Raw genomic sequence first — 25,313 nt, 5'->3', positions numbered from 1 at the left:
TATTGTAGCAGATTGCGGCCGATTTGACCAGCTCAACGCATTATCCATTGTAGTGGCGCCATAATGTTTCGTTGGACGTGGTCACCGCCGCCGCCCCAGCTGCAAGCGCCCGCTCGACATCATCGACCGTGCGGATGAGCCCACCGGCGTAAATCGGTTTTCCGGTCCGTTCTTTCACTTCGCGGATGATGTGCGGCATGGCGCCCGGGATGACTTCAATGCAATCCGGATTCGTTTTGGCGATCAGCTGGTAGCTTTTCTCTAAAGCGTGGGAATCGAGCAAAAAGATGCGTTGCACGGCCAAGACGCGTTTTTGACGCGCCTTCATAATGACGCCCGCTTTCGTGGAAATGAGGCCATGAGGGCGGAACTCTTGGCAAAGGTATTCCGCCGCATGTTCATCATGACTCAGCCCTTGCACCAAGTCGACGTGAATGATCAACTCCTTGCCATGCCGGCGCGCATAGGCAAAGATGCTTTTTAACTGGGCAATATGCACCTCAAGCAACACGCCGACCGTGTAACCGCTTGACAAAAAGGCGTCAAATTGCTTCATCGTTTTAATGGCCGGAATGATGCGCTGTTTCGCTTCCATTTTCTTTTCTTCGATTCATCCTCTCATTTTGTCGATCTCATCTAAGCATGACAGTGACATCATCGTCCGCGGTTTGCATGTCGCGATTTTCACCCCGCGCTTGCGGAATTTTTCAACGAGGTGATGAATCACTTTTTTGCTTGCCGCCTCTTCCTCATGGGGATGTCCCATTGCCTCACGCTCCTCTCCTATTCCGCTTTCGGAATGGCGAGCTCCACCGTCGTTCCTTTCCCAACTTCGCTTTCCAACGCAATTTGCCCGCCGTACTTATCGATGATCTCCTTGGCAATCGAAAGGCCGAGCCCGGCGCCGCCTTGTTCGCGGCTGCGCGCCTTGTCGACGCGGTAAAAGCGCAAAAAGACGTTTTTCAGCTCCTCTTTTGGGATGCCAATGCCATAATCACGGATGGACACGATGACAAACGGCCCTTCCTCGCGCAAGGAAATCGCGATTTGTTTCACTCGCTGAGAATATTTTACCGCATTGTCAAGCAAAATGAACAGCAATTGTTCAAAATGATGCTTCGCCATCGCCGCGCGCGCAATCGGCTTATCCGGCTGGTCAATCAGAAATTGGAAGTCCGGGTGCAAGACGCGGAAATTTTTGACGACTTGTCCGACAGCCGCCGCGGCATCCATCGGCGCGACCTCATCCGGCACCGTGATCGCCTCGGCGCGCGACAAGTCAAGAAGCTCGAGAACGAGCCGCTTCAGCCGCTCCGCTTCTTTCACCGCCGCCTCGAGCGATTCTTCTAAAATCTCTGGATTGTGCTTTCCCCATCGCTGCAGCAACGAAAGATGGCCTTGCAAAATGGCGAGCGGCGTGCGCAGTTCATGGGACGCATCCTCGACAAATTGCCGCTGCATGGCGAACGACCGCTCAATTTCATCCATCATGCCGTTGAACATCACCATCAGTTCCGCGATTTCATCGCGCGCCGGAGGCACATCCATGCGCCGTTTCAGCCCGTTGTTTTGAATGTCCGCCATCGTTTTGGCCAGCGTTTGCAACGGCCGGACGAAGCTTTGCGCCACGAATCGGCCGGCGACAGCGCTTGCCGCCATGGCCAAAAAGCCGATCGCCGTCATGATGAGAAAGAGCGTGTTGGTCACCTGTTGAAACCTCGCCAGCCGACGGGCGATTTCGATCGTTCCATGCAAGTTGCCGATATGAATCGGCTGACGGAGCAGCAAAAACCGTTCATTGTTGATGAAATGCTCATCCATTTTCCGCTTGTCGGGCATCTCGCTCGGCGATAGCGACACCGCTGCCCCATTTGAAACGGAGACGATGACGTTTCCTTTCTCATCCGTGACGCGAATGAGTTGGTATCGTTCATTCAACCTTTCCAAAAACGCGCGGCTGCGGCGAATTTCCTCCCACGATAGATTACGTTTTTCCGCGTAATATGTTTCAATTTCCGCCACCGTTTGTTCCATCGTTTTTTCTTCTTCCTTCAGCAGCCATTGTTTGACCATATGGTATTGCAAAAACGTAAACACAAAATACGTAACGAAAATCGCCCCGGCAGACAAAACGGTCAGCTTCCCTTTCAGCGAAAGCCGGCGAATCGCCTCCCTCTTCATGGCCGCATCACATATCCCGTGCCGCGCACCGTTTGGATATACCGCTCTTTATCGTGTTCGTCAAGCTTTTGCCGCAAGTAGCGGACATACACATCGACGACGTTCGTCTCGACTTCGGCGTCAAATCCCCACACTTTGTCAAGCAGCGCATCACGCGTCAAGACGACATTGATGTTTTGCATAAAGGCGACGAGCAAGTCGTATTCCCGCTTCGTCAGCTCAATAAATTCGTCTCCTTTTTTCACGGTGCGCGCCTGCACGTCAACGACTAAATCTTTAAACGTCAACACTTGGGCGTTCGCTTCCGGATGAACGCGGCGGAACAAGGCGCGGATGCGGGCGAGCAGCTCTTCAATGGCAAACGGTTTGACGATGTAGTCATCGGCCCCGTTATCGAGCCCCATGACGCGGTCAAACACGCTGTCGCGCGCTGTGATCATCATGATCGGCGTCGATTTCGCCGCCCGGATGCGGCGGCATACTTCCATGCCATTGAGACTAGGCAGCATCACATCAAGCAAAATGAGATCCCACTGCTCCGAAAGAGCGAGCTCGAGCCCTTCGCGTCCATCGGCGCATACATGCACGTCAAAGCCTTCGTGCTTTAAGTCAAGCTCCAAAAACCGGGCGAGCCCGGCTTCATCTTCAATCAATAAAATACGTCCGTTCATCAGTTGCTCCTCCTCTCTTGCGGCTGTTGCTGCTTCCACCTTTATACATCTTTAACTATACACAACAAATCGTCCACCGCCAACGGGCAGCCAGCAGTCAAAAAAGGAATGGGGCGCCTGTTAGGGACGCCCTCAAAAATGAATCGGCAAAAAGCGGCGCAGGCAGCTGTTTATGAGTGGCGGTCAACGATCCAATCAACAAAGGCTTGAACGATTTCAAACACTTGATAAGAAAGAAGCGACACGGCTGTTCCAGAAAAAAACAATGTCACCAGCCAATGAACCCAATGCATCGCGCCATCCCTCCTCCCGCCGCCGGGCAACCGACAGCGTTATTGATGTGCATCTCATGGATGGTGGTGTCATTATATTCCATCTGGGTTAAAACAAGATGAAAACTCCCTAAAAAAGTACGGAGTAGCTTTTTTTTCGCTCCGTACATACATTGACAGTGAATCGCCTTGCCAATCGGCAGCATCCCGACAGAGTCATTTCGCTGTTTTGAAAAAAGGGAGGGAAGCGCAATGAATGAATCGTTTCAACCACCAGCCAATGGGGGAGGCCATCACCCGTTCCATCATTTGCGGAAAATGATGAATCAATGGTTTGATGAACGGCCGCTGCAAAAACTGTTTGAAACGCTCGATGACTATTTCGCACAAACGTTTGCTGCCGCGTACATTCCGATCGAGGTGAAAGAGACGAAGCACGATTACCAAATCATTGTCCGGCTGCCTGACATCAAAAGGGAACAAATCAGCTTGCAATGGCAGGAAGATGGGCTGCAGCTGATCGTCGATCACAATGAAACAATTGAATCGGCAGATCATCACGGCCATGTATACGAACGCCGCCACGCACGGCGGCGCGTGGCGCGGCTGATTCCGTTTCCGTATCCGGTCGCTGAGCATGAGGTGAAAGCCTCGTTTCAAAATGGGACGCTCACCATCCAGCTGCCGCAAAAACGGAAATATATCGATATCGATTGAAGACGATCCAGCCTGTGTATGCGTTCAAAAACCATTTTGGCAACGGCCAGCGCCGCGCTTGGGCGTGAAACAAGCCGTTCCCTGCATGGGGAGCGGCTTGTTTCTTGTCCATCTTCTATTGTTTATGGAGTGAATTTCCGGAACGTTCGCCCTCTTCCGGCTTTCCTTTTTTGATCACCCATTCGTTGGCGATTTCCTCACGGTTGTTCGTGTATTTGTTTTTCCGCTTCCAGTTGTCGTTGCAGTCTGTCACCGCCATCACCCCCTTATTGTTTGCCATTTGCTTGCCTTGCCGCGGTCAAAACGATGCATACATACTTTCTCGGCTGACAAGCTACGCTACTGATAGGAGGTGCAAAACGAATGGCGAAACTGCCCGATTTCAAACAATTGAACGACCGACTGATCAACGAGCCGTCGGATGAGCCGATGCTTGTCATCAAAACAAACCTCGACCCGGACCGCGTGACGGAAGAAAATCCGTACGTCCAAGGCCGCACAAACACAAGCAAAGAGTTTGTCTCTTTTTTTGAAGGGGGCGGACGATGATGGAACAAACACTCGCTTACTTGCGCGAAGTGCTGTCCAACTATTTGGATCACCACGGCGACACCCCAAAACGCATTTACAAAAAACTGATCAGCAAACCATACCGAGGCGAAGGGGAATTTGTCCGCGACTTGACGCAAGAAGAAAGCGCCTTTTTGGACCGCATTTTGCCCCATGAAATCCGCTATGCGATGGATGAGCGCGATTATGAGCGCGTGTATCAGCTCAATGAAGTGTATGAGTTGCTCATTTGACAACGTGAAAACCGCTCCCCGTGCAAACGGCGGAGCGGTTTCCCTTTTTCAAGCGCGCTCGACCGTCGCGCCATGACGCGGTTTCATTTTTTAAACGTACCGAGCAACCCTTTCAACACGCCATTCACTTGATTGACCGTATTGATCATTTGCCCCACGGTACTCATCATTTTGTTGATATCGTACGTTCCGTCGCTGTTTTTAAACTGGGCGAGAAACGACGGGCGCGGCGGCGGCAAAAGCGGTCCTGGCTTTGGATACGGCATCGGATACGAGGGAGGCGCGGCATGGCCGGACGGAAGATGAGGCCAGTGAACCGGCGCCGATGGGAAGGATGAAACCCCATAGTGAAAATAAGGACTATAATGGCCGCCTGAGCCGTATGGTCCATAAACCGGCGGCGAAACTGGGCGCGGATAACGGTGCATGTCTCCTCTCCCCCATGTTTGATAATCGATTCCCCCTAGGCTAAGGAGGCGAGCTGCCACTAGTATATGTGCAAACGCCTGACGACGTGTGCGGACATGTCACCTCTTGTCGGAAGTTTTAATTTTCCGAAATCATTCTTTCTTCCTATTTTCATGGTACGATGTAAAAAAGGGGGAAGGGGGAAAAGCATCAATGAACGTGACGGAGTTAAAGCATAAGTTTATGGCGGTCAAACATTGCGAACCGGCTGAGGCGAACGAACTGCTTGATTTTGCCCGCCGTCTGTATTTGCGCGGGGAAATTTCGCTCGCCGAGTACCGCGATCTCGTGCGTGAGCTCGAAAAAGCCGGCGCCTCTCAGCCGGATGAAGCAGGGGAATACGCTGGGCTGTAGGACGATGAGGGAGCTTTTCCCTTCTTTTTTTGCCCCTGTTCCTCAAGACGCATAAAAAACGATGTTTCTTCCCACCCTAAAGAGGCAAGAGGAATTGTCGTACAAGGGGGGATTGGCGATGGGTCGAGGCGTCCACTTTAACCATAAATTGAAAGGCCATGACCATGAAAAGCCGAAACATGGAAAACCAGCGCCGCCCAAGCATACGGAGCGGGTCGAATACGAGATCAACACCGTCGCTACTGCAGAAGGCGGCCCTGTCTCGATCACAACAGGCAAAGACACTTGAACGCTCTCCCACCTACGCTTGAGCTTTGAGGTGGGAGATTCTTGGGAACACCTGCCCCACGGCAGGCTGTCCACCAAGGCCATCCCCGTGCGTCCCACGGTTCTTTACACCTTCTGTTCTGTGGAAGCAAGAGGAAGAGCGATGACCAATACCGATTCATCCCCCACTTACGCTCACACGTGGAAGTGGGGGTCTTCTCGTTTCAGGATGATAAAACAAAAACGGGAGGACCCAAAACGCACTCGCGTTTTGGGTCAGCCCCTTTTTCCGTGCGGCCGCTTTCTCCTGCCCCGTCAAAGCCTCTCCTTGCCTGCTTCGCTCGTGTCGTCAAGCCGTTCCTTGACAAGCGCCAGCGTATAAGCGACGGCCTGGCTGTATTGCTTGATGCGGCGCTCAGGAACGGATGGATAAAATGCCTCAACGCACAGCTTCGCCATATGGTCGGCGGCGGCCTCAATTTGCCGCTCATGGACATATTTCGGCCGCGCATGGCGGACCCAGCGGGAAGCGGCGTCCTTCCACCGTTCGGCAACGGCCTGCACCTCTTCGGCCATCGGTTTCACGTCGCCAAAAAAATCCGGCTCCTCGTTCCGCTCGCGGGCGCGCCGGGCGATCAAAAGCAACTGTTCGTTGTATTGTTGCAGCCGCTTCGTCAACGCCTTAAGCTCTTTTTCCATGGCGCCTCCTCCTTATCCATGCCGGCAAATCCGGTTTGCCCATGTGCCCTATGGCCCGGAGAACGGATGCGTTTTGCCGCGATGCGCTTCTGTTTGATGATACCATATCGGCCGGCTTACACGAAATACAATTTCGACGAAAGCGGAAGTGCAGCGCTCTGCTTCTCCTTCTCAAGCCGCTGTTCCACGCCGGCGATCTGCCCTTCAAGGCGCCCGAGCTGCGCTTGATTTTGCGCATAACGCTCTTCGATGACATCGGCGATCACTTTTTCCATTTTCGCATCGACCTGCTCGATGAGTGCAACAATTTCCTGCAGCTGCTTTTCGATCTCCTCTTTTTTCACGAGCCGTTTTTCCATTCCCTCTCCCCCATTTCTCGCATGATGATATTCCATTCGCGGCGGGAAGGACGACTCCTGCTGCGGCGACAAAAGTAGAACGAATTCGGCAAAGAAAGTGGCAAGCAGCCGCCATTCGACATTGACCTCCTTCGCTTGCCTTCAGTCGAAAGGAGGAAAAGAAAAAGAGCGCATATGACCGGAGCGTATGGTATAATAAAAACCATTCAAAGGAGATGAACGCGATGGCACTCAAATACCCGAGCGGAAAAGAGTATCGCGGAAACAAGCCGAACGCCGCGCGCCGGCCGGCGGCCGATTATGCCAATCGCGGCATGACGCTCGAAGACGACTTAAACGCGACGAATGAATATTACCGGGAACGCGGCATCGCTGTCATCCATAAAAAGCCGACCCCGGTGCAAATCGTGCGCGTCGACTATCCGAAACGGAGCGCCGCCGTCATTACCGAAGCCTACTTCCGGCAAGCGTCGACGACCGACTACAACGGTGTGTACCGCGGCAAGTACATCGACTTTGAGGCGAAAGAGACAAAAAACAAAACGGCGTTTCCGCTGAAAAATTTCCACGCTCATCAAATCCGCCATATGGAGCAAGTCGTCGCCCACGGCGGCATTTGTTTTGCGATTTTGCGTTTTTCTTTGCTCAATGAAACGTATTTGCTTGACGCCTCTCATTTGATCGCTTGGTGGAACAAACAGGAAGCCGGCGGACGAAAGTCGATTCCGAAACAAGAGATCGAACGGCATGGACATTCCATTCCGCTTGGCTACCAGCCGAGAATTGATTATATTAGTGTAGTAGACAACGTGTACTTCACCCGTTGAAGTGAAAACTTGTAAGAAAGGCAGGATTTGCTTATGTCTGGTGAATATCGTTCTCGCGTAGAACGAAAGCAGGCAGCGAAACAAACGAAACAGAAGAAAGCGAAAACGAAAAAAGGGATCGCGTGGCTGAAAACAGTCGCCATTGCGATATTGTTCATCATCGTGATCGCCGCTGTCGGCGGCGTGGCGGCGTTCGCCTACTTCGTCAAGGACGCTCCCCCGCTTGATGAGGCGAAAATTAAAGACCCGCTCTCTTCCATCGTGTACGATATGAATGGGAAGAAAGTCGCCGAACTTGGCGGCTACAAGCGGACGTACATTTCGTATAAAGACGTGCCCAAAGTGCTTGAAGATGCCGTGCTGGCAACGGAAGACGCCCGCTTTTATGAACATCACGGCATCGATGTCGTCCGCTTGGCTGGCGCCGTCCTCGCCAACATCAAGGAAGGATTTGGTGCAGAAGGCGGCAGCACGATCACTCAGCAAGTCGTCAAAATGACGTTTTTGTCGTCAGAAAAAACGTTGAAGCGAAAAGCGCAAGAGGCATGGCTCGCGCTGCAGCTTGAACAAAAATATTCGAAGCATGAAATTTTGGAAATGTATTTGAACAAAATTTATTATTCAGACGGCATTTATGGCGTCGCTCGCGCCGCCGAATATTATTTTGGCAAGACAGACTTGAAAAAGCTCACTCTTCCAGAAGCGGCCTTGCTCGCCGGCATGCCGCAAAGTCCAAACCGGTATAATCCGTATGACCATCCAGAGGCGGCGAAAAAACGGCGCGATACCGTATTGTCGCTCATGGCGAAACATGGCTTTATCAGCCAGGAAGAAGCGGAAAAAGCGAAACAAGTGCCGATCCAGTCGATGCTCGCTGAGCGGAAAAAATCGCAAAGCTCCGTGCCGTATGACGCCTTCATTGACGAAGTGATCAAAGAAGTGACCGACAAAGCGAACGTCAACGTCTTTGAAGATGGGCTGAAAATTTATACAACGCTCGACCAAGACGTTCAAACATACGTAGAAAAGCTATTAAACTCTGACAAATACTTTACCAATAAGAAGGATTTGCAATCCGGCATCGCCGTCGTCGACACAAAAACAGGCGCCATTCGCGCGTTAGGCGGCGGTCGCCACCGCGACCACGTCGAATTTGGCTTCAACTACGCCATCAAACCGGTCGGACAGCCCGGTTCGACGATCAAACCGATTTTGGATTACGGTCCAGCGATCGAATATTTAAAATGGTCAACAGCGCACATTCTTGTTGACGAGCCGTATACGTATTCGGACGGCACGCCGATCCGCAACGCCGGCGGGGGATATATGGGGCCGATCACCTTGCGGACGGCACTGGCAAAATCACGCAACATCCCGGCGTTAAAAACGTTCCAAGCCGTCGGCAAAGAACGGGCGATGGAGTTTGCCAATCGTCTTGGGATGGGCTTTAGTGAAGTATATGAGCCATATGCGATCGGGGGAGTATCCAACTATGTGTCACCGTTGCAAATGGCCGGGGCCTACACCGCCTTTGGCAACAACGGGATTTACACAAAGCCGTATGCCGTGACGAAAATCGTCTTCCCAGACGGCACGGAAATGGATTTGCAGCCAAAGCCGAAACGGGTGATGCACGACTATACCGCTTATATGATCACCGATGTGCTGAAAACGGTCATCCGCTCCGGAACCGGCGTGTTGGCTAATGTCCCAGGGCTTGAGCTCGCGGGCAAAACAGGAACGACAAACTACGGCGAAGACGGCGCCAAATTTGGCCTCCAAAGAGACGATGTGCCGGACAGCTGGATTGTCGGCTATACGCCAAACTATACGGCGGCCATTTGGGTCGGCTTCAGCAAGCGAAGCAGCACGGCAAAGCTTAGTATAGAGGAACAAAAAATCCCGAAATACTTGTTGAAAAACTTAATGTCCCATATCGATGACGGCAGTGGGGAATTCAAGCAGCCGGACAGCGTCGTCAAGCTGCCGATCAAAAAAGGCACAAACCCGCCGAAGCTCGCCGGCAAATACACGCCGGAAAGCGAAATTACGTATGAATTGTTCGTGCGCGGCACTGAGCCGACGGAGACGGCGAACGACGTGCCGGAAGAACTGCCGGCGGTGAAAGGGTTGACCGCTGTGTACGACCAAGCGGCGAACGCCATCTCGGTTTCGTGGTCATACGATGAGCAAACCGATGAGACGATCTTCGAGGTGCGCGTCAAAGATGGCCAAGGTCAAACGAATACGATCACCACAAAAGACCGTTCGATCACGATTTCCAATCCGACGCCAGGATGGACGTACACAATCGCCGTGTACGCAAAAGACGGCGAACGAATGAGCAAACCGGCCATAGCCAGCGTTCATGTCCCCGGCGGAGAAGATCAAACTCCCGCGCCACAACAACCGGGGGATGACAGCCAAGGCAGCGGCGGGCAAAACGGCGGCACCGATCAAGGCAACAGCGGGAATAACGGAAACGAAAACGGTCAGGGAAACAACAATGAACAAAACGGCGGCGCAAGCGGCGGACAAGAAAATGGCAACAGCGGCGGGGCCAACCCAAACAATGGCCAAACGAATGGAACAAACAACCAAGGAACAAACAACAGCGGCCAAACGAATGGTACGAACGGCGGCACCGGCTCAAACAGCGGAACGCCGCCTGTCTCCCCGCCGTTAAAAAACGGATCCGGAGCGGGTCTTGGCACCCGTCCATAACAGTTGCATTCCCAAAAAACGGATGGCTTTTGCGCCATCCGTTTTTTCATGACCGACCGGCATGCTGCTGGCCCTTCTTCCCCAAGCCCTTTCACGGCTCCGTTCACTTCTGATTTGCCGCTTTTTCCTCCCGTTTTCGCATCCGTTTTTTTCCTTCACGGCATAAATGAAGAAGAGGACATGACGGACATTGCGGAGACTGCGCCTTGCAATGGTAGCGGCCGAAAAAAATCATTCGGTGGTGGGTGATCGACCATTCTTCTTTTGGGATGATGTTCATCAGCGTCTTTTCGACTTCCAAAACCGAGTCGTCCCAGCGGCAAAAGCCGAGCCGTTTGCTGACGCGCTCGACGTGTGTATCAACCGCGATGGCCGGCACGCCGAACGCAACGGACACAACGACGTTCGCCGTCTTCCGCCCGACGCCCGGCAGCTTCATCAACTCATCGCGGTCGCGCGGCACTTCGCCGTTGTACTTGTCAATCAACATCGCGCACAGCTTTTGAATGTTTCGCGCTTTGTTCCGATATAAGCCGATTGAGCGGATATCTTGCTCGAGCTCCTCAAGCGGCACCGCAATATAATCGTGCGGCGTCCGATATTTTTCAAACAGCCGTTTCGTCACCTTGTTGACGAGCGCATCGGTGCATTGCGCCGACAAAACAACCGCAATCAGCAGCTCAAACGGATTGCGGTGCACCAGCTCGCAATGCGCATCCGGAAACATTTTGGCCATCTCATCCAAACAGTAGCGGATTTGTTGCTTTGTCAGCACCTCGTCTCCTCCTTATTGCCATATTGGCCCGAACAAAACGACGCCTTTTACCGGTTCGATTGGCCATTTTTGGACAAACAAAAACGAGAGACAGCGCCTCTCGTTACGAGTCGAGCCAATTGAAAAACGGGATCGTCTGTTTAAATTCTCCCGCCGTCTGTTTCGCCGAACGGGAGGACGGCTTGCGAAACTTTTTGCCGTAGTCGTGCGCCTGTTCAATCGTGCGAATGCCGTTCTTTTTCCATTCAAACAAGATGCGATCGATGTAGCGGAAATTCAACTTCCCCGACAGCACCGCTTCGCGCAGCGCCGCTTTAATGATGGCCGGCTCATGGCCGTCTTGATCGATCCACATCGCAAGCGTTTCACACTCGAACGGGGAGAGCGGGCGGCCAAACTCCTGCTCAAAAACGGTGTATAAGCTCTCCTCTTCCTCCTGCCGGCCGAGTTCCCCCTGTTGAGCCGCGTGGGTGTACAAATGATGCACTAGCTTCTCCCAAAGCGGTTCAAGCGTATATTTTTCGTTGCGAATGCCTTGTTCATCCGTATGCTCTTCAATCGCGATCATCCCTTTTTGCAAGAGCCGACGCACCATCTCCATGCATTCCGCTGCCGAGACCGTCATTCTTTCGGCCAGCTCGGCCGGCGTCGGAAACAAGACGCCTTCTTCGAAAAACGACTGCATATGCAAAAGCAAGACGAGCTCCCCCTCGCCCAACCCAAGCTGCTTGTAGTGGCCAAGCAGCAGCTTCGGGACGGCGATGCTTCCTTGCGCCAGCCATTCGGCCACCTTTTTCTTTTCCATGCCGATGCACCTCAACTATAGTATAACATGACGGCGGCGAAAAAACCCCCTTTTTGCAGGGGGTTTTTACGGATAAAGCCGGTTGAGCAGCCGCGGGAACGGAATCGTCTCGCGCACATGTTCGACGCCGCAAATCCAAGCGACGGTGCGCTCCAAGCCGAGCCCGAACCCTGAATGCGGCACAGAACCGTATTTGCGCAAATCCAAATACCATTCATACGCTTCAAGCGGCAAATGGTGCTCTTCAAGGCGGCGCTTGAGCAGCACATAATCGTGAATCCGTTCCGAGCCGCCAATGATTTCCCCGTATCCTTCCGGCGCAATCAAATCGGCGCATAGCACAACGTCGGGGCGGTTCGGGTCCGGCTGCATATAAAACGGCTTCAAAGAGGTCGGATAGTGGGTGATGAACACCGGTTTGTCAAAACTTTCGGCGATGGCCGTCTCATGCGGCGCACCGAAGTCATCGCCCCACTCGATGTCGGTCAATCCTTTTTCATGAAGCAGCTTGATCGCCTCATCATACGTTAGGCGCGGAAACGGCGGTTTGACCAGCTCAAGCTTCGACACGTCGCGCCCGAGCCGCCCGAGTTCAAGCCGGCAGCGCTCGAGCACCGACTGCACAAGGTAGGAGACGTACTCTTCTTGCAGACGCAAATTGTCTTCAAACTCATAAAACGCCATTTCCGGCTCCACCATCCAAAACTCGATCAAATGGCGGCGTGTTTTCGATTTTTCGGCGCGGAACGTCGGGCCGAATGAGAACACTTTGCCAAGCGCCATCGCCGCCGCTTCCATGTAGAGCTGGCCGCTTTGCGACAAATAGGCATCCTCATCAAAATATTTCGTATGAAACAGTTCGGTCGTTCCTTCCGGTGCGCTGCCAGTCAAAATCGGGGCGTCGACTTTCACAAACCCGCGGTCGTTGAAAAACTCATACGTCGCCCGGATGATTTCGTTGCGAATTTTCATGATCGCGTGCTGGCGCCGCGACCGAAGCCAAAGGTGGCGATGGTCCATCAAAAATTCGACGCCATGCTCTTTCGGCGTAATCGGATAGTCAACTGCTTCTTGAATGACTTGCAAATCGGCAACCGACAGCTCATAGCCAAATGGGGAGCGCTCGTCGATGCGCACCGTGCCCGTCACATAGAGCGACGTTTCTTGCGTCAATGTTTTTGCGCGTTGAAACACCTCTTCCGAGACGTTCGCCTTTTCGGCGACGCCTTGAATAAAGCCAGTGCCGTCGCGCAGCTGCAAAAAGACGATTTTCCCGCTTGAGCGCTTGTTCGCGAGCCAAGCGCCGATCGTCACTTGTTGTCCTACGTATTGATTCACTTCCGCAATCGTCGTCGTTTTCACGCACTGATTCCCTCCAATAATCGACACGTCCATCATTTGCTATTATACCGTTCCGTCGGCGTCACGGCAACGACCAGCCAAAGCAGCGCAAAACGATGCTGCCCCCACCAATCGCCCTTCGGCGCAGCCGCCTGGAGCCAGCCGACAGACCGACGCGGAAAAAGCGGCTTTGCGCCAAACAAAGCCGCCCTTTTCTTTCCACTCTGACACCTTGGCGCAAAGCGCCTTAGGCCCGCGCCTCCATAAACCGGCGGATGCGCTCGATCGCTGTCTCGAGCGCCTCAAGCGAGGTCGCGTACGACAAGCGGACGTAATCCGGCGCCCCAAACCCAGAACCAGGCACAAGCGCGACTTTCGCTTCCTCCAACAAGACGGCGACGAACTCGTCGACCGTGCGGCATCCGGCCATATCCGCCGCCTTTCGGGCGTTCGGGAACAAATAAAACGCTCCTTGCGGTTTGATGCAGGTGAAGCCTGGAATTTGCACAAGCTTGTCATAAATGATGTCAAGCCGCTTTTCAAACGCTTGGCGCATTTGTTCGACCGGCTCCTGCGGCCCGCTGTAGGCGGCAATGGCCGCATATTGAGCGATCGATGTCGGATTCGATGTGCTATGGCTTGCTAAATCGGTCATCGCTTGAATGATGTCTTTCGGTCCAGCCGCGTAGCCGATGCGCCACCCTGTCATCGAGTGCGATTTCGATACGCCGTTGATGATGATCGTCTGCTCCTTCAGCTCCGGCGACAGTTCGGCGATCGACACATGTTTCGCCCCGCCGTAAATCAATTTTTCATAAATTTCGTCCGAAACGATCAACACGCCATGCGCCAAGCATACTTCCCCGAGCGCTTTCAGCTCCTCGGCCGTATAAATCATGCCGGTCGGATTGCTCGGGGAGTTGATAATAACCGCCTTCGTCTTCGGGGTAATCGCCTGTTTCAGCTGATCCGGCGTCATTTTAAAGTCGTTTTCTTCCAGCCCTTCAACGTAAACCGGAACGCCGCCAGCCAGCTTCACTTGTTCCGGGTAGCTCACCCAATACGGCGTCGGAATGATGACCTCATCGCCTTCATCAAGCAGCACTTGAAAGAGCGTATAAAGCGCATGCTTCGCCCCGACACAGACGATGATTTCCGCCGGCTCGTACGAAAGCCCTTGATCGCGGGCAAACTTTTTGATGATTTCCTCTTTCAGCGCCGGCAGCCCGCCTGATGGCGTATATTTCGTATGCCCTTCATTCATCGCCTTGATGGCCGCCGCGATAATGTGCTGGGGCGTGTTGAAATCCGGTTCGCCGGCCCCAAGGCCGATCACGTCGTATCCGGCCGCTTTCAGTTCCTTTGCTTTCGCCGTAATGGCCAATGTCGCCGATGGCGTCAGCGACGCCACCCGTTTTGCCAGTTTCATCGCTTCTTCCCCCTCACGTCCTCACTGTTGAAAACTGTACCTCTTCAGGAAGGCCCCATCCGCAAAGTGAAGGTAATAAAACGAATACCTTCCTTCCGCATCAATATATGTCAACTCCCAAAGAGGCACGCCTTTTTCCATGCCAAGCGTCGCGTCGATGATGCGCCGCGGTCGGCGGTCGCGCTGCAAAATGGCGCGCGCTTCCGCCTCGCTGATGCCGCTGTCCACGCCCTTGACGACGACATTCTCCTCTTTTTCAGGCACCCAAACGACGACCGCTTTCCCTTGTTTTGTTCTTCCGATGAATACGGTGCACGCTTCGTCGCCATAATATGTATAGACTTTCTTCACATCAGCAAGCCCGGCGGCTTCCTTCGCCCGCGCCAACGCATGTTCCACCATCAGCCGTTTGGGCGCCATCGCCTCGTCATAAATCGACCATGCCTGCCAAATGAGGAATCCAAAAAAAAGCAGAGTGAACCAACCCCACTTTTTCATCGTGATCACGTCCGATAAATCGTAAAGATGGCCTGGCGCTTGTCGTTTTCATCCAAGGCAAGGCCAAACATCAAATTGTCGCGCTTTAGCGTTCGGTTCAAGCAGTCGACAATTTTGTACAAGTCGTCGGAGTGCTGAACTTTGACGGTAGCGAGCACTTCGATTTTGCTTTCCATTTTCGTCGTTTCCTCCTGTACGGCGCAAATTTTGTTACTTATACACGCCGGCGGCTCCGGCAACAATACAAATACAGCGAAGGTGACAAAAGGCGTGCTTCTTCGCACCTCTGCGGCCAAGCCGACAAAGCCAAACGGCAAGGCGCAAACTGTCATCGCAGTTGTGCTTCTTCCCTATTATAGCAGGTTTGTCCGATCATTTCATAACAAATTTGCCCGCCTACACCGTCAACGCCAATTTGCTTCTTTCCCCCCGCTTCATGCGGGGTTTTTTGCCGCCTGACACCTTTAGATTGCGCCGTTTCGTCCATCTTTATGAGAAATAAAGCGCGCTTTAAGAAAGCCAAGTTTCCGCCTTGTCGAGCAGCTCAGAAAGCGCGCCTTCATGCACCGAAAGCGGCGGCAAGGAAGCGAGAAAATCCGCGCCGTACGGGGAAGCCATCAGCCGCCGATCCAGCACAAATACGGCTCCTTTGTCGTCTTCAGTGCGAATGAGGCGGCCAAACCCTTGCTTAAAACGAAGCACCGCCTCAGGAAGCGCCAGCTCGGAAAACGGATCGCCGCCTTCTAGGCGAATGCGCTCGCTTTTTGCCTCCATCACGGGATCGTCCGGGGGCGCAAACGGCAAGCGGGCGATGACAAGCACATCGAGCGCTGAACCTGGCAGATCGACCCCTTCCCAAAAGCTGCTCGTCCCAAACAACACCGCATGCTCAAACTGCAAAAACGTCCGCAAGAGCTTTGCCGGACTGCCGCTTTGCACCCCTTGAGCGATCAAAACAAACGGCTCGCCTTCTTCCTCCGTCTTCAACGCATCAACCGTCAGTTTCAACAGTTCATACGAAGGGAACAACACAAGCACCCGCCGTCCGAGGCGTCGGGCGATCGCAAGCACCGAAGCGGCGACCGCTTCGGCGTAATCTTCAAGCGGCACGGCAGAAACGAGCGGCATGTCCGCCGGCACGAAGAGCGCGGCCTGCTCCTCGTAACGAAACGGCGGCGGAAACGAGCGGCAAAGTGGATAAAAATCCTCAAGACCGAGACGGGCCGCCATATACGTGAACCGGCCGCGGACAGTGAGCGTCGCCGACGTCAAAACGACGCTCCGTTTTTTCATAAACAGTTGATCGGCGAAAAAGTCAGCAAGGTCAACCGGCTGCGAGTAAAGGCGGACAGCGTTCGCCGCCCCTTTTTCGTCCGCTTCGATCCACCGGACGACACCCGGCTCCTTTTCGGTCAGCAAACGCACAAGCGCAGCCATTTGCCGGTTGAGAGCCGCCAAATCAGCCGACAGCAAGGCGGATGGTGGGAAATCGCCACTCGTATCAGCGGATAGAAGCGGCTTCGCTTCAGCGGATAGCGCCGCCGCCAAATCGCGCAGGCGCCAGCATAACTCCACCGCCGCCTGCCACGCCCGGCTCTGTTCGTCCGTCGGCGAAAAGCGATAGCGGCAACGTCCAGCGCGAGCTGGCTTTTTGTCCAACGCATAGCGGCGCAACAGGCGGAACAGCTCGTCCCCTTCAAACTGCAGCTCCTCAAGGCGCTGCTGGCAACGGACAAGAGCCCCATTCGGTGCGTCCTGTTCTGCTTCTTGCCATTTCGCGATCGTCTGCGCGATTTTGGCGGTCAGCAGGCGAAACGACACATAGCCAATCTGCTCGCCAAAACACCGGGCGGCGGCATCTTCAAGCCGATGCGCCTCATCGATGATCAAATGGCGAAACGGCGGCAAAAGCGGCGCCGGGCCGGTCAAATCATGAAGCAAAAGCGCATGGTTGGTAATGACCACATCCGCCCGTTCGGAGCGCTCTTTCGCCCGGGCGAAAAAATGATGCCGCCCGCCGTCTTCCTCTTCGCCGATGGCAAGCGCGGACAATAGGAGACGGGCGCCGGATGACACATTCAATTCGTCCAAGTCGCCGCTGTCGGTCTCAAGCAGCCAAACGAGCACCTGGCATTTCAAGAGCGCCGCATCGTACGTGTCAGACGGCTCCGACAAAAACGAAGCGAACTTGTCAAGGGATAAGTAATTTTGCTTTCCTTTCAAAACGGCAACGCGGAGCGGAAACGGCGCGATTTGCCGCAATACCGGCCAATCGCGGCGAATGAGCTGCTCCTGCAGCTGGAGGGTATGCGTGCTGATGACGACCCGCTCTTGCTGCTCACAGGCAAAAAAAGCAGCGGGAATCAAATAGGCGAGCGATTTGCCAAGTCCGGTCCCTGCTTCAATGAGCGCGTGCTGGGACGTCGACAGCGCCTCATAAACGAGCCGCATCATCTCCCACTGCCCCGCGCGCCGCTTGTAGCCGGGAAGCGGAAGGGGCGGCTCCTGTTCGCAAAAGGCAGCGAACGAAGCCAAAGCGGGGCGCCGATCGCTCTCATCTGGCTCCGGCGCCGGTTGTTTCAACGCAATGCCGCGGTATACGGCGACAGCGCGGTCGGCCGGCGCCTTGTTCCGCTTTTTGGCGATGACCGCATCAAGGAGCAAGTAAATATCGCTTTTCAAGTGGCGGGCAAGACCGCGCAGTTGCTCAAGCGTCATAAGCGGCAGACGGGAGAGCCGCTTGAGCAAGGCAATGAACAGCTTGGCGGTCACTTCCGCATCGCTGTCCGCTTGATGCGGACGATCGTGGTGGAGGCCGAGCTGCCTCGCCAAATCGCCGAGCTTATAGCTTTCGGCAGTCGGCAACACGATGCGGGCGAGCTCGACCGTATCGATCGTCGGACCGGCAAACGGCGGCCAGCCAGCCCGTTCAAGCTCGGCCTGCAAAAACGGCAAATCAAAGTCGACGTTATGGGCGACAAAGTAAGCACCGTGCATCAAGGCGGCGATCTCGCCCGCCTTGTCAGCAAACAGCGGCGCTCCTTCGACCATCTGTTCGTTGATGTTCGTCAGCTGCTGAATGAACAGCGGAATGGGCTGTTCCGGGTTAAAAAAGCTGGCAAACCGTTCGACAATCAGGCCATCTTCGACGACCGCCATGCCGAGCTGGATGATCCGATCGCCTTTTTTCGGCCCATTTCCGGTTGTCTCCAAGTCAATGATGACAAAGCGCGTTGCCATAAACGATCACCTCAAAACGAAAAGGGGCGGAAAGCCCCTTTTTGCCCTCATAAAACCGTATGCGCCGGCTCTTCGGCGATGAGCTGCACAATCCGGTTGTTTTCGTCCATAATCGCGATTTTCGGTCGATGGGCGGCGATTTTTTCCTCTGGAACGAGCACATATGAGATGACGATAATAACGTCCCCTTTTTGCACAAGGCGGGCGGCGGCGCCGTTTAGGCAAAAGACGCCGCTGCCGCGCTCGCCGGGGATGACGTATGTTTCAAAACGGGCTCCATTATTATTGTTCACTACCTGTACTTTTTCATTAGCCACAATGCCGACGGCATCCAAAATATCTTCATCGATCGTGATGCTGCCGACGTAATCGAGATTGGCCTCTGTTACACGAGCGCGGTGAATTTTGGCGTTCATGAGCGTGCGAAACATGCTTGCTCCCCCTTTCCATCCCCTTGTTCGCCGGTTTTGGGCAACTCAATCATGATATTGTCGATCAACCGGGCGCTCGCAAATCGGACGGCGACAGCGATCAGCACTGTCCCGGCGAGCGTCTCAAGCGGCGTCAAGTCCGGATATGAACATACTTCGACATAATCGATCTCAGCGTGCGTATGCGCTTCAATATGCTCTCTAACCATCCGGCGGATGGCCGTTGCGCTCCGCTCCCCTCGTTCGACGGCGGAAGCGGCTGCTTGAAGCGCTGCATACAGCGCCGGCGCCTCATTCCGTTCTTGCGGCGACAAATAGACGTTGCGCGAGCTTTTCGCCAGCCCGTCCGCCTCGCGGACCGTCGGCACCGGCACGAGCTCGATCGGAAAATTGAGATCGCGGATCAAGCCGTCGACGACCGCCACCTGTTGGGCATCTTTCATCCCAAAGTACGCGCGGTCGGGCATAACAATGTTGAACAGCTTAATGAGCACCGTCGCCACGCCGTCAAAATGGCCGGGGCGCGACCGTCCGCACAGCACGTCGGCGCGCGCTTGAACGATCGCTCGTACGGTAAGCGGCTCCGGATACATCTCGTCCGCTTCCGGATGGAACAAGACGTCGACTCCATGCTGTTCGGCGATGCGCCGGTCGCGCTCGAAATCGCGCGGATAACGGGCAAAGTCTTCGTTCGGTCCGAACTGAAGCGGGTTGACGAAAACGCTTAGGACGACGATGTCGTTTTCCGCGCGCGCCCGATCGATGAGGGAGGTATGCCCTTCATGCAAATAGCCCATCGTCGGAACGAACCCGATCGTCTTTCCTTCACGGCGATATTGGCGCATGAGCGCCTGCATCGCTGCAATCTGATCCATCACGATCATCCTTGCTTTCCTCCGTAAAGCGCCACCCATTCTTCTTCCTTCATCGTAAACGTGTGCGCCGGCTCCGGGAACTGGCGCAGTTTGACATCAGCGACGTAGTTGGCTAACGCCTCGACGATCGTCTCTTGGATGGACGCGTATTGTTTCACAAACTTCGGCACGCGGGTGACACCGTAGCCAAGCAAATCGTGATACACGAGCACTTGGCCGTCGACTTCCGCCCCGGCGCCGATGCCGATGACGGGAATGGTGAGTTCCCGGGCCATGGCCGCCCCGAGCTGCTTCGGAACACACTCTAAGACAAGGGCGATCGCTCCCGCCTGCTCGCATTGTTTCGCATCATCGAGCAGCTTTTTCGCACTTTCGGCATCTTTGCCTTGCACTTTATAGCCGCCAAGAACGCCGACCGATTGCGGCGTCAACCCGAGATGGGCAACGACCGGCACGCCGGCTTTCGTCAGCGCGGCAATCATGTCGACGACTTCATCCGCCCCCTCGACTTTAACGGCGTTCGCCCCTGACTCTTGCATGATGCGGCGGGCGTTTTGCAGCGCCTCTTCTTTGGACGCATGGTACGACATAAACGGCATATCGGTGACAATAAACGTGTTCGGCGCACCGCGGCGAACCGCCTTCGTATGGTGGATCATATCATCGACCGTCACCGGGATCGTTGAATCATACCCGAGCACAACCATGCCGAGCGAATCGCCGACCAAAATCATGTCGACGCCGGCTTGCTCGGCAAGCTTCGCGGACGGAAAATCGTAGGCGGTCACCATCACGATCGGCTCACCCGCCTGCTTCATGTGGAAAAAATCGGTTTTCGCTTTCATTTTCGTTCCCTCCTCTTTGACTGCAGAGGAGATGAACCGCCCGAAACAAAACGTTCTTCTTTCCCGCCTTGAGAAAGAAGGACGCCATAAAACCGCCGTCGGTTTCGTTCATCCCTCTGTCCTAGTCCTTCAAAAAAGGATCAAGGCAGATCATTTCCTTCACCTATTCGTGCTGTCGGCCTCGGTGCAGTTCTTCTTGCGAAAGATACTGCCCTTTTCCTCGCTTTGTATTTTAACAAAATTGTTACAATTTTTCTAGTGGCAAATTAGAACTGAATATCGGCAGAATGGATGTAATGGATGTTCTTTTGCTCATCTTCAAGAATGAGCAGCCCGTCGTCGGTGATGCCGCGGGCGATGCCGTGAATCACGCCGTTCAGCGTTCTCGCTGTCACCGGCTTGCCGATCGAAACGGCGTACCCTTCCCAAAGAAGCTTAATCGGACGGAAGCCATGCGCCAAATATTGCTCATACAGCCGCTCAAGCCGGAACAAAATTTCCTGAATGAGCGGGGCGCGCTTTACGGGCCCGCCCTTTTCAATGGCCAGCGATGTCGCGATGGCCCGGATATCCTCCGGAAACTGCTCGATCGTTTGGTTGACGTTGATGCCGATGCCGATGATGACCGAATGGACGCGGTCAGGGTCGGCTTGCAGCTCTGTTAAAATGCCGACGCACTTTCTGCCGTCAAGCAAAATGTCATTCGGCCATTTAATGTCTGGGACAAGCCCGGTCACTTCCTGAATCGCCTGGCTGACGGCCACCGCGGCAAGCAGCGTCAGCTGCGGCGCCCGCTGCGGCGGGATGGCCGGCCGCAAAATGAGGCTCATCCAAATGCCCGTCCCTTTTGGGGAAAACCATTTCCGATCCAAACGCCCGCGCCCGGCCTTTTGCTCTTCCGCAACGACAAGCGTTCCTTCCGGCGCCCCTTCATACGCGAGCCTTGCCGCAATGCGCTGCGTCGAATCGACTTCGTCAAAAAAGTGGATCGTGTGGCCAAGTTTTTCCGTTTTTAAGCCGAGCTGGATTTCGTTGGCCGTCACTTTATCCGGCGTGCTGATAATCCGGTAGCCAAGGCGGCGCACTGCTTCGAGTTCAAATCCTTCTTTGCGCAGCTCCTCGATATGCTTCCATACCGCCGCCCGCGAACAGCCGAGCTGTTCGCTGATTTTTTGCCCGGACAAAAACTCGCCGTTCGCTTCGGCAAACAACTCTAACAGTTTTTTTCGTGTGTCCGATTGCGCTCCATGAGCCATGTGTAAATCCGCTCCTTCTCATTTTCGACTTCGCTGCTGACGACCGCCCGCCAGATGGCATCCAGCGTCTCTTTCACCCACGGACCGGCCGGTTTTCCAGCCCAGCGAATGACGTCTTTCCCGTTGACGGCAAGCTCCCCTTTCGTTTTGATCGGCAGCGCCGCAAAGCGGCGGCGGAGCTCCTCATGATGCGGTTCAGACGGCGCGCCGCAAAGCGCGGCGCGCACCGCTTCAACCGATAGCGCCCGCTCGAGGCCGGCTGAAAACAACTGTTCGTTCGTCCACGCCTCCGGCCTAGGGACATCATCGAGCGCCGCCAAAATGGCGCCAGCTTCATCGATTACTTTGTTGGGAAGCTTCCAGGCGCGCAAAAACGGACGGATGTCTTTGACATCAAGCGCGCGGCAAAGAAGCGCCCAGCGCTCTTCGCGCTTTGTAAGCCACGGCCAGCGAAAGGCGGCGGCCGAGCGCAGCAGCTGCTCTTTTGCGGCCAGCCCAGGCAAATAAGCGAACAGCCCGGTATCGGCCAACAGCGGCAGCGCCTCGGCAACGAACGGACCGGCGAGCAGTTTTTCCATTTCCATGGTCATCCGTTCGACAGAAATGTGGGCCATAAGCGGTGCGTTTTGGACAATCGCGCTCTTCGTATCCTCAGCGAGCGCAAATCCGAGCTGGCTGACGAAGCGAACAGCCCGCATCATGCGGAGCGCATCTTCGCGAAACCGTTCGTCCGCCGCCCCGACCGTGCAAATGAGCCGCCGCTCGATCGCCTCTTGTCCGCCAAACGGATCAATGATCGTTCCGCGTTCATCCATGGCGATGGCGTTCATCGTGAAATCGCGCCGCTTTAAGTCTTCCTCAAGCGAACGAACGAACGTCACCGACTCCGGACGGCGATGGTCTTCATAATCGCCGTCCGTGCGGAATGTCGTCACTTCGTACGCCGTTCCTTCATGCACGACGACGACCGTGCCGTGTTTCGAACCGACGTCGATCGTTTTCGGAAACAAGCGCATCACTTCTTCCGGCAAGGCACTTGTCGCAATATCGACGTCGCCAATTGGACGCCCGATCAACAAGTCGCGCACCGCGCCGCCGACAAAATACGCCTCATAGCCATGCCGCTTCAATTGTCGGATAATGCCGAGCGCCTGTTCAAACGGCGGTTTCATCGTTTCACCTTCCTTGCCGCAAGCGAAGCGTACAGCTGTTCATACTGGCCGACGATGTCGGCCGAGCGGAACTTGCGCTCAACCGTTTGCACCGCCTGTCTTGCCATCTCAGCGTGCAACCGGCAGTCTGTCAACAGCGCCATCGCCTGTCTTGCTGCCTCTTTGACATCGCCAAGCGGGCATAAAAACCCGGTTTTCCCATCCTCAATCACTTCCGGAATCCCGCCGATGGCCGTGCCGATGCACGGAACGCCGCACGCCATCGCTTCAAGCAATACGAGCCCGAAGCTTTCTTTTTCCGACAAAAGCATCATCACATCACTGATCGAATACAGCTCTTCGAGTTTATCCTGTTTTCCTAAAAAGCGGACATCATCTTGCAGCCCAAGCTCTTTCACAAGCCGGCAGACGACGGTCATTTCCGGACCGTCGCCGACAAGCAAGAGCTTGGCTGGCACGTGCCGGCGCACGATGGCAAACGCTCGCACTACATCAGGCACACGCTTCACTTTCCGGAAATTTGAGACATGGATCACAACTCGTTCATCGTCGCGAATGCCGTACTCGCGCCGTAAATGGCCCGCTTCCCGACGACGGTAGACGCGTTCATCGACAAAATTGTAGACGGTATGGATCGTCGCTTGCACATCGAGCAGTTCATACGTCTGCCGGGCAAGGGCGTCAGACACCGCCGTAACGATATCCGACTGCTCGATGCCAAATTTGATCATATCGGAAAGCGACGGATCATAGCCTAACACGGTGATATCCGTGCCGTGCAGCGTCGTGATGATCGGCAGCTCGCCGACCATTTGCCGCGCCAACACCGCACAGACGGCATGAGGAACGGCGTAATGGGCATGAAGCACATCGAGCCGTTCCCGCTTTGCCACCTCAGCAATTTTGCTTGCCAATGCCAAATCGTACGGCGGGTATTGAAAGACGGAATATTGGTTGACACTGACTTCATGATAATAAATGTTGCCGTACACTTTATTCAAACGAAACGGCATACTCGATGAGATAAAGTGAATCTCATGCCCCCGCTCCGCCAGCAGCTTGCCAAGCTCAGTGGCGACCACTCCGGAGCCCCCGACCGTCGGATAGCAAACAATCCCGATTTTCAGCTTCATCGCTCCTCCTCAAACAAATTGGAAAGATGAATCGGCGTTTTCGTCAAAAACCCTTCCGCATACGCCGCGCCGATTTGTTGACCGAACCAGCGCTCGCGGCTTTCAATCATCTCGATGTAGCCGTTGGTCAGCGGGGTGTCAACCGAGCCAGGCCGTTTTTGAAACTGGCTTTCGTACGCGCGCAGGCTATCCAGCTTGTCATCGATCGTTTCGCTAATATCGATGAGAAAATGCGGGCGGCAAAAGGCATTGATCATATAATAATACACCGCCCGAACGCGGTGCGCATCGCCAAGCTCTCCGGCGCCATAGCGGCGGATGCCGGCGGAAAAGACCGCTTCCTCGACAAGGCGGGCGCATCGCCCGTGATCCGGATGTCGATCTTCCCAATAGGGGGCGAATACAAGGCGCGGCCGATAGCGGCGGATGACCGCTGCGATCTGGCGGATCGCCTCTTCCTCGACGTAAAGGCCGCGGTCAGGCAACCCAAGATTGAACCGCTCGGATACACCGAGCCGGCGGGCCGCCTCGGCCGCCTCTCTCCGCCGCTCGTCGACCGTGCCGTTGGACGACAGCTCGGCTTGCGTCAAGTCGCAAATGACAATACGGTACCCACGGCGTACGTATTTGGCGATCGTCCCTCCCATGCCGATTTCGACATCATCCGGATGGGCGCCGAACGCCAACAAGTCACACGTTTCCATCATCGCTGTCACCTTTCTGTTTTCGATTCCTCCCCGCCTTTTGTTCGGCCGCGCACAATGCTGCGCCATGCCAAATCGCCGCGCTCCAACGCGCGGATGAGCAACTCGGCCGTGCCGATGTTCGTCGCCAACGGCACGGCATAGACGTCGCAAAGCCGCATCAATGCGCTGATGTCCGGCTCATGCGGCTGGGCGGTGAGCGGATCGCGGAAAAAAATGACCAGATCCATTTCATTGCGGGCGATCATCGCCCCGATTTCTTGGTCGCCTCCGTACGGCCCCGATTGGAAGCGATGAACGGGAAGACCGGTCGCCTCCTGGATGCGCAAGCCGGTCGTGCCGGTGGCGTACAATTCATGGTTTGCAAGCACAGGCGCATAGGCGGTCGCAAATGCGACCATCTCTGCCTTTTTTTGGTCATGGGCAATTAACGCGATTTTCATTCCATTCTCCCCCGTTTGCGCAGT

32 protein-coding genes are annotated in these 25,313 nt (G+C 54.9%); 7 read left to right on the top strand and 25 right to left on the bottom strand.

Annotated elements, in window-relative coordinates; genetic code table 11:
- Positions 1 to 40 precede the first annotated feature (40 nt).
- From GC56T3_RS07125 to GC56T3_RS20140, 5 genes are all read right to left on the bottom strand, one after another.
- Complete coding sequence (locus tag GC56T3_RS07125) at positions 41 to 595, bottom strand: glycerol-3-phosphate responsive antiterminator (RefSeq protein WP_013144936.1); 555 nt, start codon at positions 593 to 595, stop codon at positions 41 to 43.
- Positions 596 to 610: 15 nt separating this feature from the next.
- A complete protein-coding gene (locus GC56T3_RS19600; RefSeq protein WP_011231640.1) occupies positions 611 to 766 on the bottom strand; it encodes a hypothetical protein in 156 nt (51 codons plus the stop codon).
- A 17-nt stretch (positions 767 to 783) separates the two neighbouring features.
- Positions 784 to 2,181 (bottom strand): HAMP domain-containing histidine kinase, encoded by a 1,398-nt coding sequence (locus tag GC56T3_RS07120; protein ID WP_013144935.1) that lies wholly within the window; start codon positions 2,179 to 2,181, stop codon positions 784 to 786.
- Entirely contained in the window at positions 2,178 to 2,852 is a 675-nt protein-coding gene (locus GC56T3_RS07115) for a response regulator transcription factor (protein ID WP_013144934.1), read from the bottom strand. The genes GC56T3_RS07120 and GC56T3_RS07115 overlap by 4 nt, the downstream gene beginning before the upstream one ends.
- A gap of 170 nt (positions 2,853 to 3,022) precedes the next feature.
- Complete coding sequence (locus GC56T3_RS20140) at positions 3,023 to 3,145, bottom strand: hypothetical protein (RefSeq protein WP_013144933.1); 123 nt, start codon at positions 3,143 to 3,145, stop codon at positions 3,023 to 3,025.
- A gap of 231 nt (positions 3,146 to 3,376) precedes the next feature.
- On the opposite strand from GC56T3_RS20140, the gene GC56T3_RS07110 reads away from it, so the two are divergent.
- Entirely contained in the window at positions 3,377 to 3,841 is a 465-nt protein-coding gene (locus tag GC56T3_RS07110; protein WP_011231644.1) for an Hsp20/alpha crystallin family protein, read from the top strand.
- Between the two features lie 115 nt (positions 3,842 to 3,956).
- On the opposite strand, the gene GC56T3_RS19595 is transcribed toward GC56T3_RS07110, so the two are convergent.
- Positions 3,957 to 4,121, bottom strand: a complete 165-nt coding sequence (locus tag GC56T3_RS19595; RefSeq protein WP_013144932.1) for a hypothetical protein — start codon at positions 4,119 to 4,121, stop codon at positions 3,957 to 3,959.
- Between the two features lie 83 nt (positions 4,122 to 4,204).
- On the opposite strand from GC56T3_RS19595, the gene GC56T3_RS07105 reads away from it, so the two are divergent.
- Both GC56T3_RS07105 and GC56T3_RS07100 read left to right on the top strand, forming a co-directional pair.
- A complete protein-coding gene (locus GC56T3_RS07105) occupies positions 4,205 to 4,390 on the top strand; it encodes a hypothetical protein (RefSeq protein WP_011231645.1) in 186 nt (61 codons plus the stop codon).
- Positions 4,390 to 4,644 (top strand): sigma-G-dependent sporulation-specific acid-soluble spore protein CsgA, encoded by a 255-nt coding sequence (locus GC56T3_RS07100; RefSeq protein WP_011231646.1) that lies wholly within the window; start codon positions 4,390 to 4,392, stop codon positions 4,642 to 4,644. Before GC56T3_RS07105 ends, GC56T3_RS07100 begins: the two co-directional genes overlap by 1 nt.
- 83 nt (positions 4,645 to 4,727) lie before the next feature.
- Here GC56T3_RS07100 and GC56T3_RS07095 read toward each other — a convergent pair whose 3' ends face one another.
- Complete coding sequence (locus tag GC56T3_RS07095) at positions 4,728 to 5,072, bottom strand: YppG family protein (RefSeq protein ID WP_013144931.1); 345 nt, start codon at positions 5,070 to 5,072, stop codon at positions 4,728 to 4,730.
- 193 nt (positions 5,073 to 5,265) lie between these two features.
- On the opposite strand from GC56T3_RS07095, the gene GC56T3_RS07090 reads away from it, so the two are divergent.
- Positions 5,266 to 5,466, top strand: coding sequence for a YppF family protein (locus GC56T3_RS07090; protein WP_011231648.1), 201 nt, complete (start codon positions 5,266 to 5,268; stop codon positions 5,464 to 5,466).
- 118 nt (positions 5,467 to 5,584) lie between these two features.
- On the top strand, positions 5,585 to 5,755 hold the full coding sequence (locus GC56T3_RS19590; RefSeq protein WP_013144930.1) for a hypothetical protein: 171 nt from the start codon (positions 5,585 to 5,587) through the stop codon (positions 5,753 to 5,755).
- 293 nt (positions 5,756 to 6,048) lie between these two features.
- Here the strand turns inward: GC56T3_RS19590 and GC56T3_RS07085 are convergent, their stop codons facing one another.
- Positions 6,049 to 6,432 carry a YppE family protein gene (locus GC56T3_RS07085; protein ID WP_013144929.1) on the bottom strand — a complete coding sequence of 128 codons (384 nt, stop codon included), beginning with the start codon at positions 6,430 to 6,432 and terminating at the stop codon, positions 6,049 to 6,051.
- A gap of 116 nt (positions 6,433 to 6,548) precedes the next feature.
- Positions 6,549 to 6,791, bottom strand: coding sequence for a hypothetical protein (locus GC56T3_RS07080; protein WP_013144928.1), 243 nt, complete (start codon positions 6,789 to 6,791; stop codon positions 6,549 to 6,551).
- A 224-nt stretch (positions 6,792 to 7,015) separates the two neighbouring features.
- Here GC56T3_RS07080 and recU point away from each other — a divergent pair, with 224 nt between their 5' ends.
- Entirely contained in the window at positions 7,016 to 7,618 is a 603-nt protein-coding gene (gene recU / locus GC56T3_RS07075) for a Holliday junction resolvase RecU (protein WP_011231652.1), read from the top strand.
- Positions 7,619 to 7,651: 33 nt separating this feature from the next.
- Positions 7,652 to 10,342 (top strand): penicillin-binding protein 1A, encoded by a 2,691-nt coding sequence (locus tag GC56T3_RS07070; protein ID WP_013144927.1) that lies wholly within the window; start codon positions 7,652 to 7,654, stop codon positions 10,340 to 10,342.
- A gap of 103 nt (positions 10,343 to 10,445) precedes the next feature.
- Here GC56T3_RS07070 and nth read toward each other — a convergent pair whose 3' ends face one another.
- The 16 genes from nth to GC56T3_RS06985 all read right to left on the bottom strand — a co-directional run bounded on the left by nth (position 10,446) and on the right by GC56T3_RS06985 (position 25,289).
- Positions 10,446 to 11,117: an endonuclease III gene (nth, locus tag GC56T3_RS07065; RefSeq protein WP_013144926.1), complete on the bottom strand. Its 672-nt coding sequence runs from the start codon at positions 11,115 to 11,117 to the stop codon at positions 10,446 to 10,448.
- A gap of 103 nt (positions 11,118 to 11,220) precedes the next feature.
- Complete coding sequence (locus tag GC56T3_RS07060; protein ID WP_013144925.1) at positions 11,221 to 11,922, bottom strand: DnaD domain-containing protein; 702 nt, start codon at positions 11,920 to 11,922, stop codon at positions 11,221 to 11,223.
- A gap of 66 nt (positions 11,923 to 11,988) precedes the next feature.
- Entirely contained in the window at positions 11,989 to 13,317 is a 1,329-nt protein-coding gene (gene asnS / locus GC56T3_RS07055) for an asparagine--tRNA ligase (RefSeq protein WP_049775781.1), read from the bottom strand.
- A gap of 28 nt (positions 13,318 to 13,345) precedes the next feature.
- Entirely contained in the window at positions 13,346 to 13,486 is a 141-nt protein-coding gene (locus tag GC56T3_RS19585) for a hypothetical protein (protein WP_193568256.1), read from the bottom strand.
- A gap of 24 nt (positions 13,487 to 13,510) precedes the next feature.
- Positions 13,511 to 14,692: a pyridoxal phosphate-dependent aminotransferase gene (locus GC56T3_RS07050; RefSeq protein ID WP_013144923.1), complete on the bottom strand. Its 1,182-nt coding sequence runs from the start codon at positions 14,690 to 14,692 to the stop codon at positions 13,511 to 13,513.
- A 21-nt stretch (positions 14,693 to 14,713) separates the two neighbouring features.
- Positions 14,714 to 15,190, bottom strand: a complete 477-nt coding sequence (locus GC56T3_RS07045) for a DUF5590 domain-containing protein (RefSeq protein ID WP_013144922.1) — start codon at positions 15,188 to 15,190, stop codon at positions 14,714 to 14,716.
- A 5-nt stretch (positions 15,191 to 15,195) separates the two neighbouring features.
- Positions 15,196 to 15,366: a YpmA family protein gene (locus tag GC56T3_RS18470; RefSeq protein WP_011231659.1), complete on the bottom strand. Its 171-nt coding sequence runs from the start codon at positions 15,364 to 15,366 to the stop codon at positions 15,196 to 15,198.
- A 334-nt stretch (positions 15,367 to 15,700) separates the two neighbouring features.
- Positions 15,701 to 18,430 carry an ATP-dependent DNA helicase DinG gene (gene dinG, locus GC56T3_RS07030; RefSeq protein ID WP_013144920.1) on the bottom strand — a complete coding sequence of 910 codons (2,730 nt, stop codon included), beginning with the start codon at positions 18,428 to 18,430 and terminating at the stop codon, positions 15,701 to 15,703.
- A gap of 47 nt (positions 18,431 to 18,477) precedes the next feature.
- Entirely contained in the window at positions 18,478 to 18,861 is a 384-nt protein-coding gene (gene panD, locus GC56T3_RS07025; RefSeq protein WP_013144919.1) for an aspartate 1-decarboxylase, read from the bottom strand.
- Complete coding sequence (panC, locus tag GC56T3_RS07020) at positions 18,843 to 19,745, bottom strand: pantoate--beta-alanine ligase (protein WP_013144918.1); 903 nt, start codon at positions 19,743 to 19,745, stop codon at positions 18,843 to 18,845. The genes panD and panC overlap by 19 nt, the downstream gene beginning before the upstream one ends.
- Positions 19,742 to 20,581: a 3-methyl-2-oxobutanoate hydroxymethyltransferase gene (gene panB, locus GC56T3_RS07015; protein WP_011231664.1), complete on the bottom strand. Its 840-nt coding sequence runs from the start codon at positions 20,579 to 20,581 to the stop codon at positions 19,742 to 19,744. Before panB ends, panC begins: the two co-directional genes overlap by 4 nt.
- A 266-nt stretch (positions 20,582 to 20,847) precedes the next feature.
- On the bottom strand, positions 20,848 to 21,837 hold the full coding sequence (locus GC56T3_RS07005) for a bifunctional biotin--[acetyl-CoA-carboxylase] synthetase/biotin operon repressor (RefSeq protein WP_013144917.1): 990 nt from the start codon (positions 21,835 to 21,837) through the stop codon (positions 20,848 to 20,850).
- Positions 21,795 to 23,009, bottom strand: coding sequence for a CCA tRNA nucleotidyltransferase (locus GC56T3_RS07000; protein ID WP_013144916.1), 1,215 nt, complete (start codon positions 23,007 to 23,009; stop codon positions 21,795 to 21,797). Before GC56T3_RS07000 ends, GC56T3_RS07005 begins: the two co-directional genes overlap by 43 nt.
- Positions 23,006 to 24,142 (bottom strand): N-acetyl-alpha-D-glucosaminyl L-malate synthase BshA, encoded by a 1,137-nt coding sequence (gene bshA / locus GC56T3_RS06995; RefSeq protein WP_011231667.1) that lies wholly within the window; start codon positions 24,140 to 24,142, stop codon positions 23,006 to 23,008. The genes GC56T3_RS07000 and bshA overlap by 4 nt, the downstream gene beginning before the upstream one ends.
- The gene (gene bshB1, locus GC56T3_RS06990) at positions 24,139 to 24,849 is read right to left on the bottom strand and encodes a bacillithiol biosynthesis deacetylase BshB1 (RefSeq protein ID WP_013144915.1); all 711 of its coding nucleotides are present in this window, start codon (positions 24,847 to 24,849) and stop codon (positions 24,139 to 24,141) included. The genes bshA and bshB1 overlap by 4 nt, the downstream gene beginning before the upstream one ends.
- Before the next feature lie 5 nt (positions 24,850 to 24,854).
- A complete protein-coding gene (locus tag GC56T3_RS06985) occupies positions 24,855 to 25,289 on the bottom strand; it encodes a methylglyoxal synthase (protein ID WP_013144914.1) in 435 nt (144 codons plus the stop codon).
- Between the last annotated feature and the right edge of the window lie 24 nt (positions 25,290 to 25,313).

Origin of the sequence: Geobacillus sp. C56-T3, assembly GCF_000092445.1 — a bacterium.
Classification (GTDB): Bacteria; Bacillota; Bacilli; order Bacillales; family Anoxybacillaceae; genus Geobacillus; species Geobacillus thermoleovorans.
This window is presented reverse-complemented; position numbering and strand designations above follow the sequence as displayed.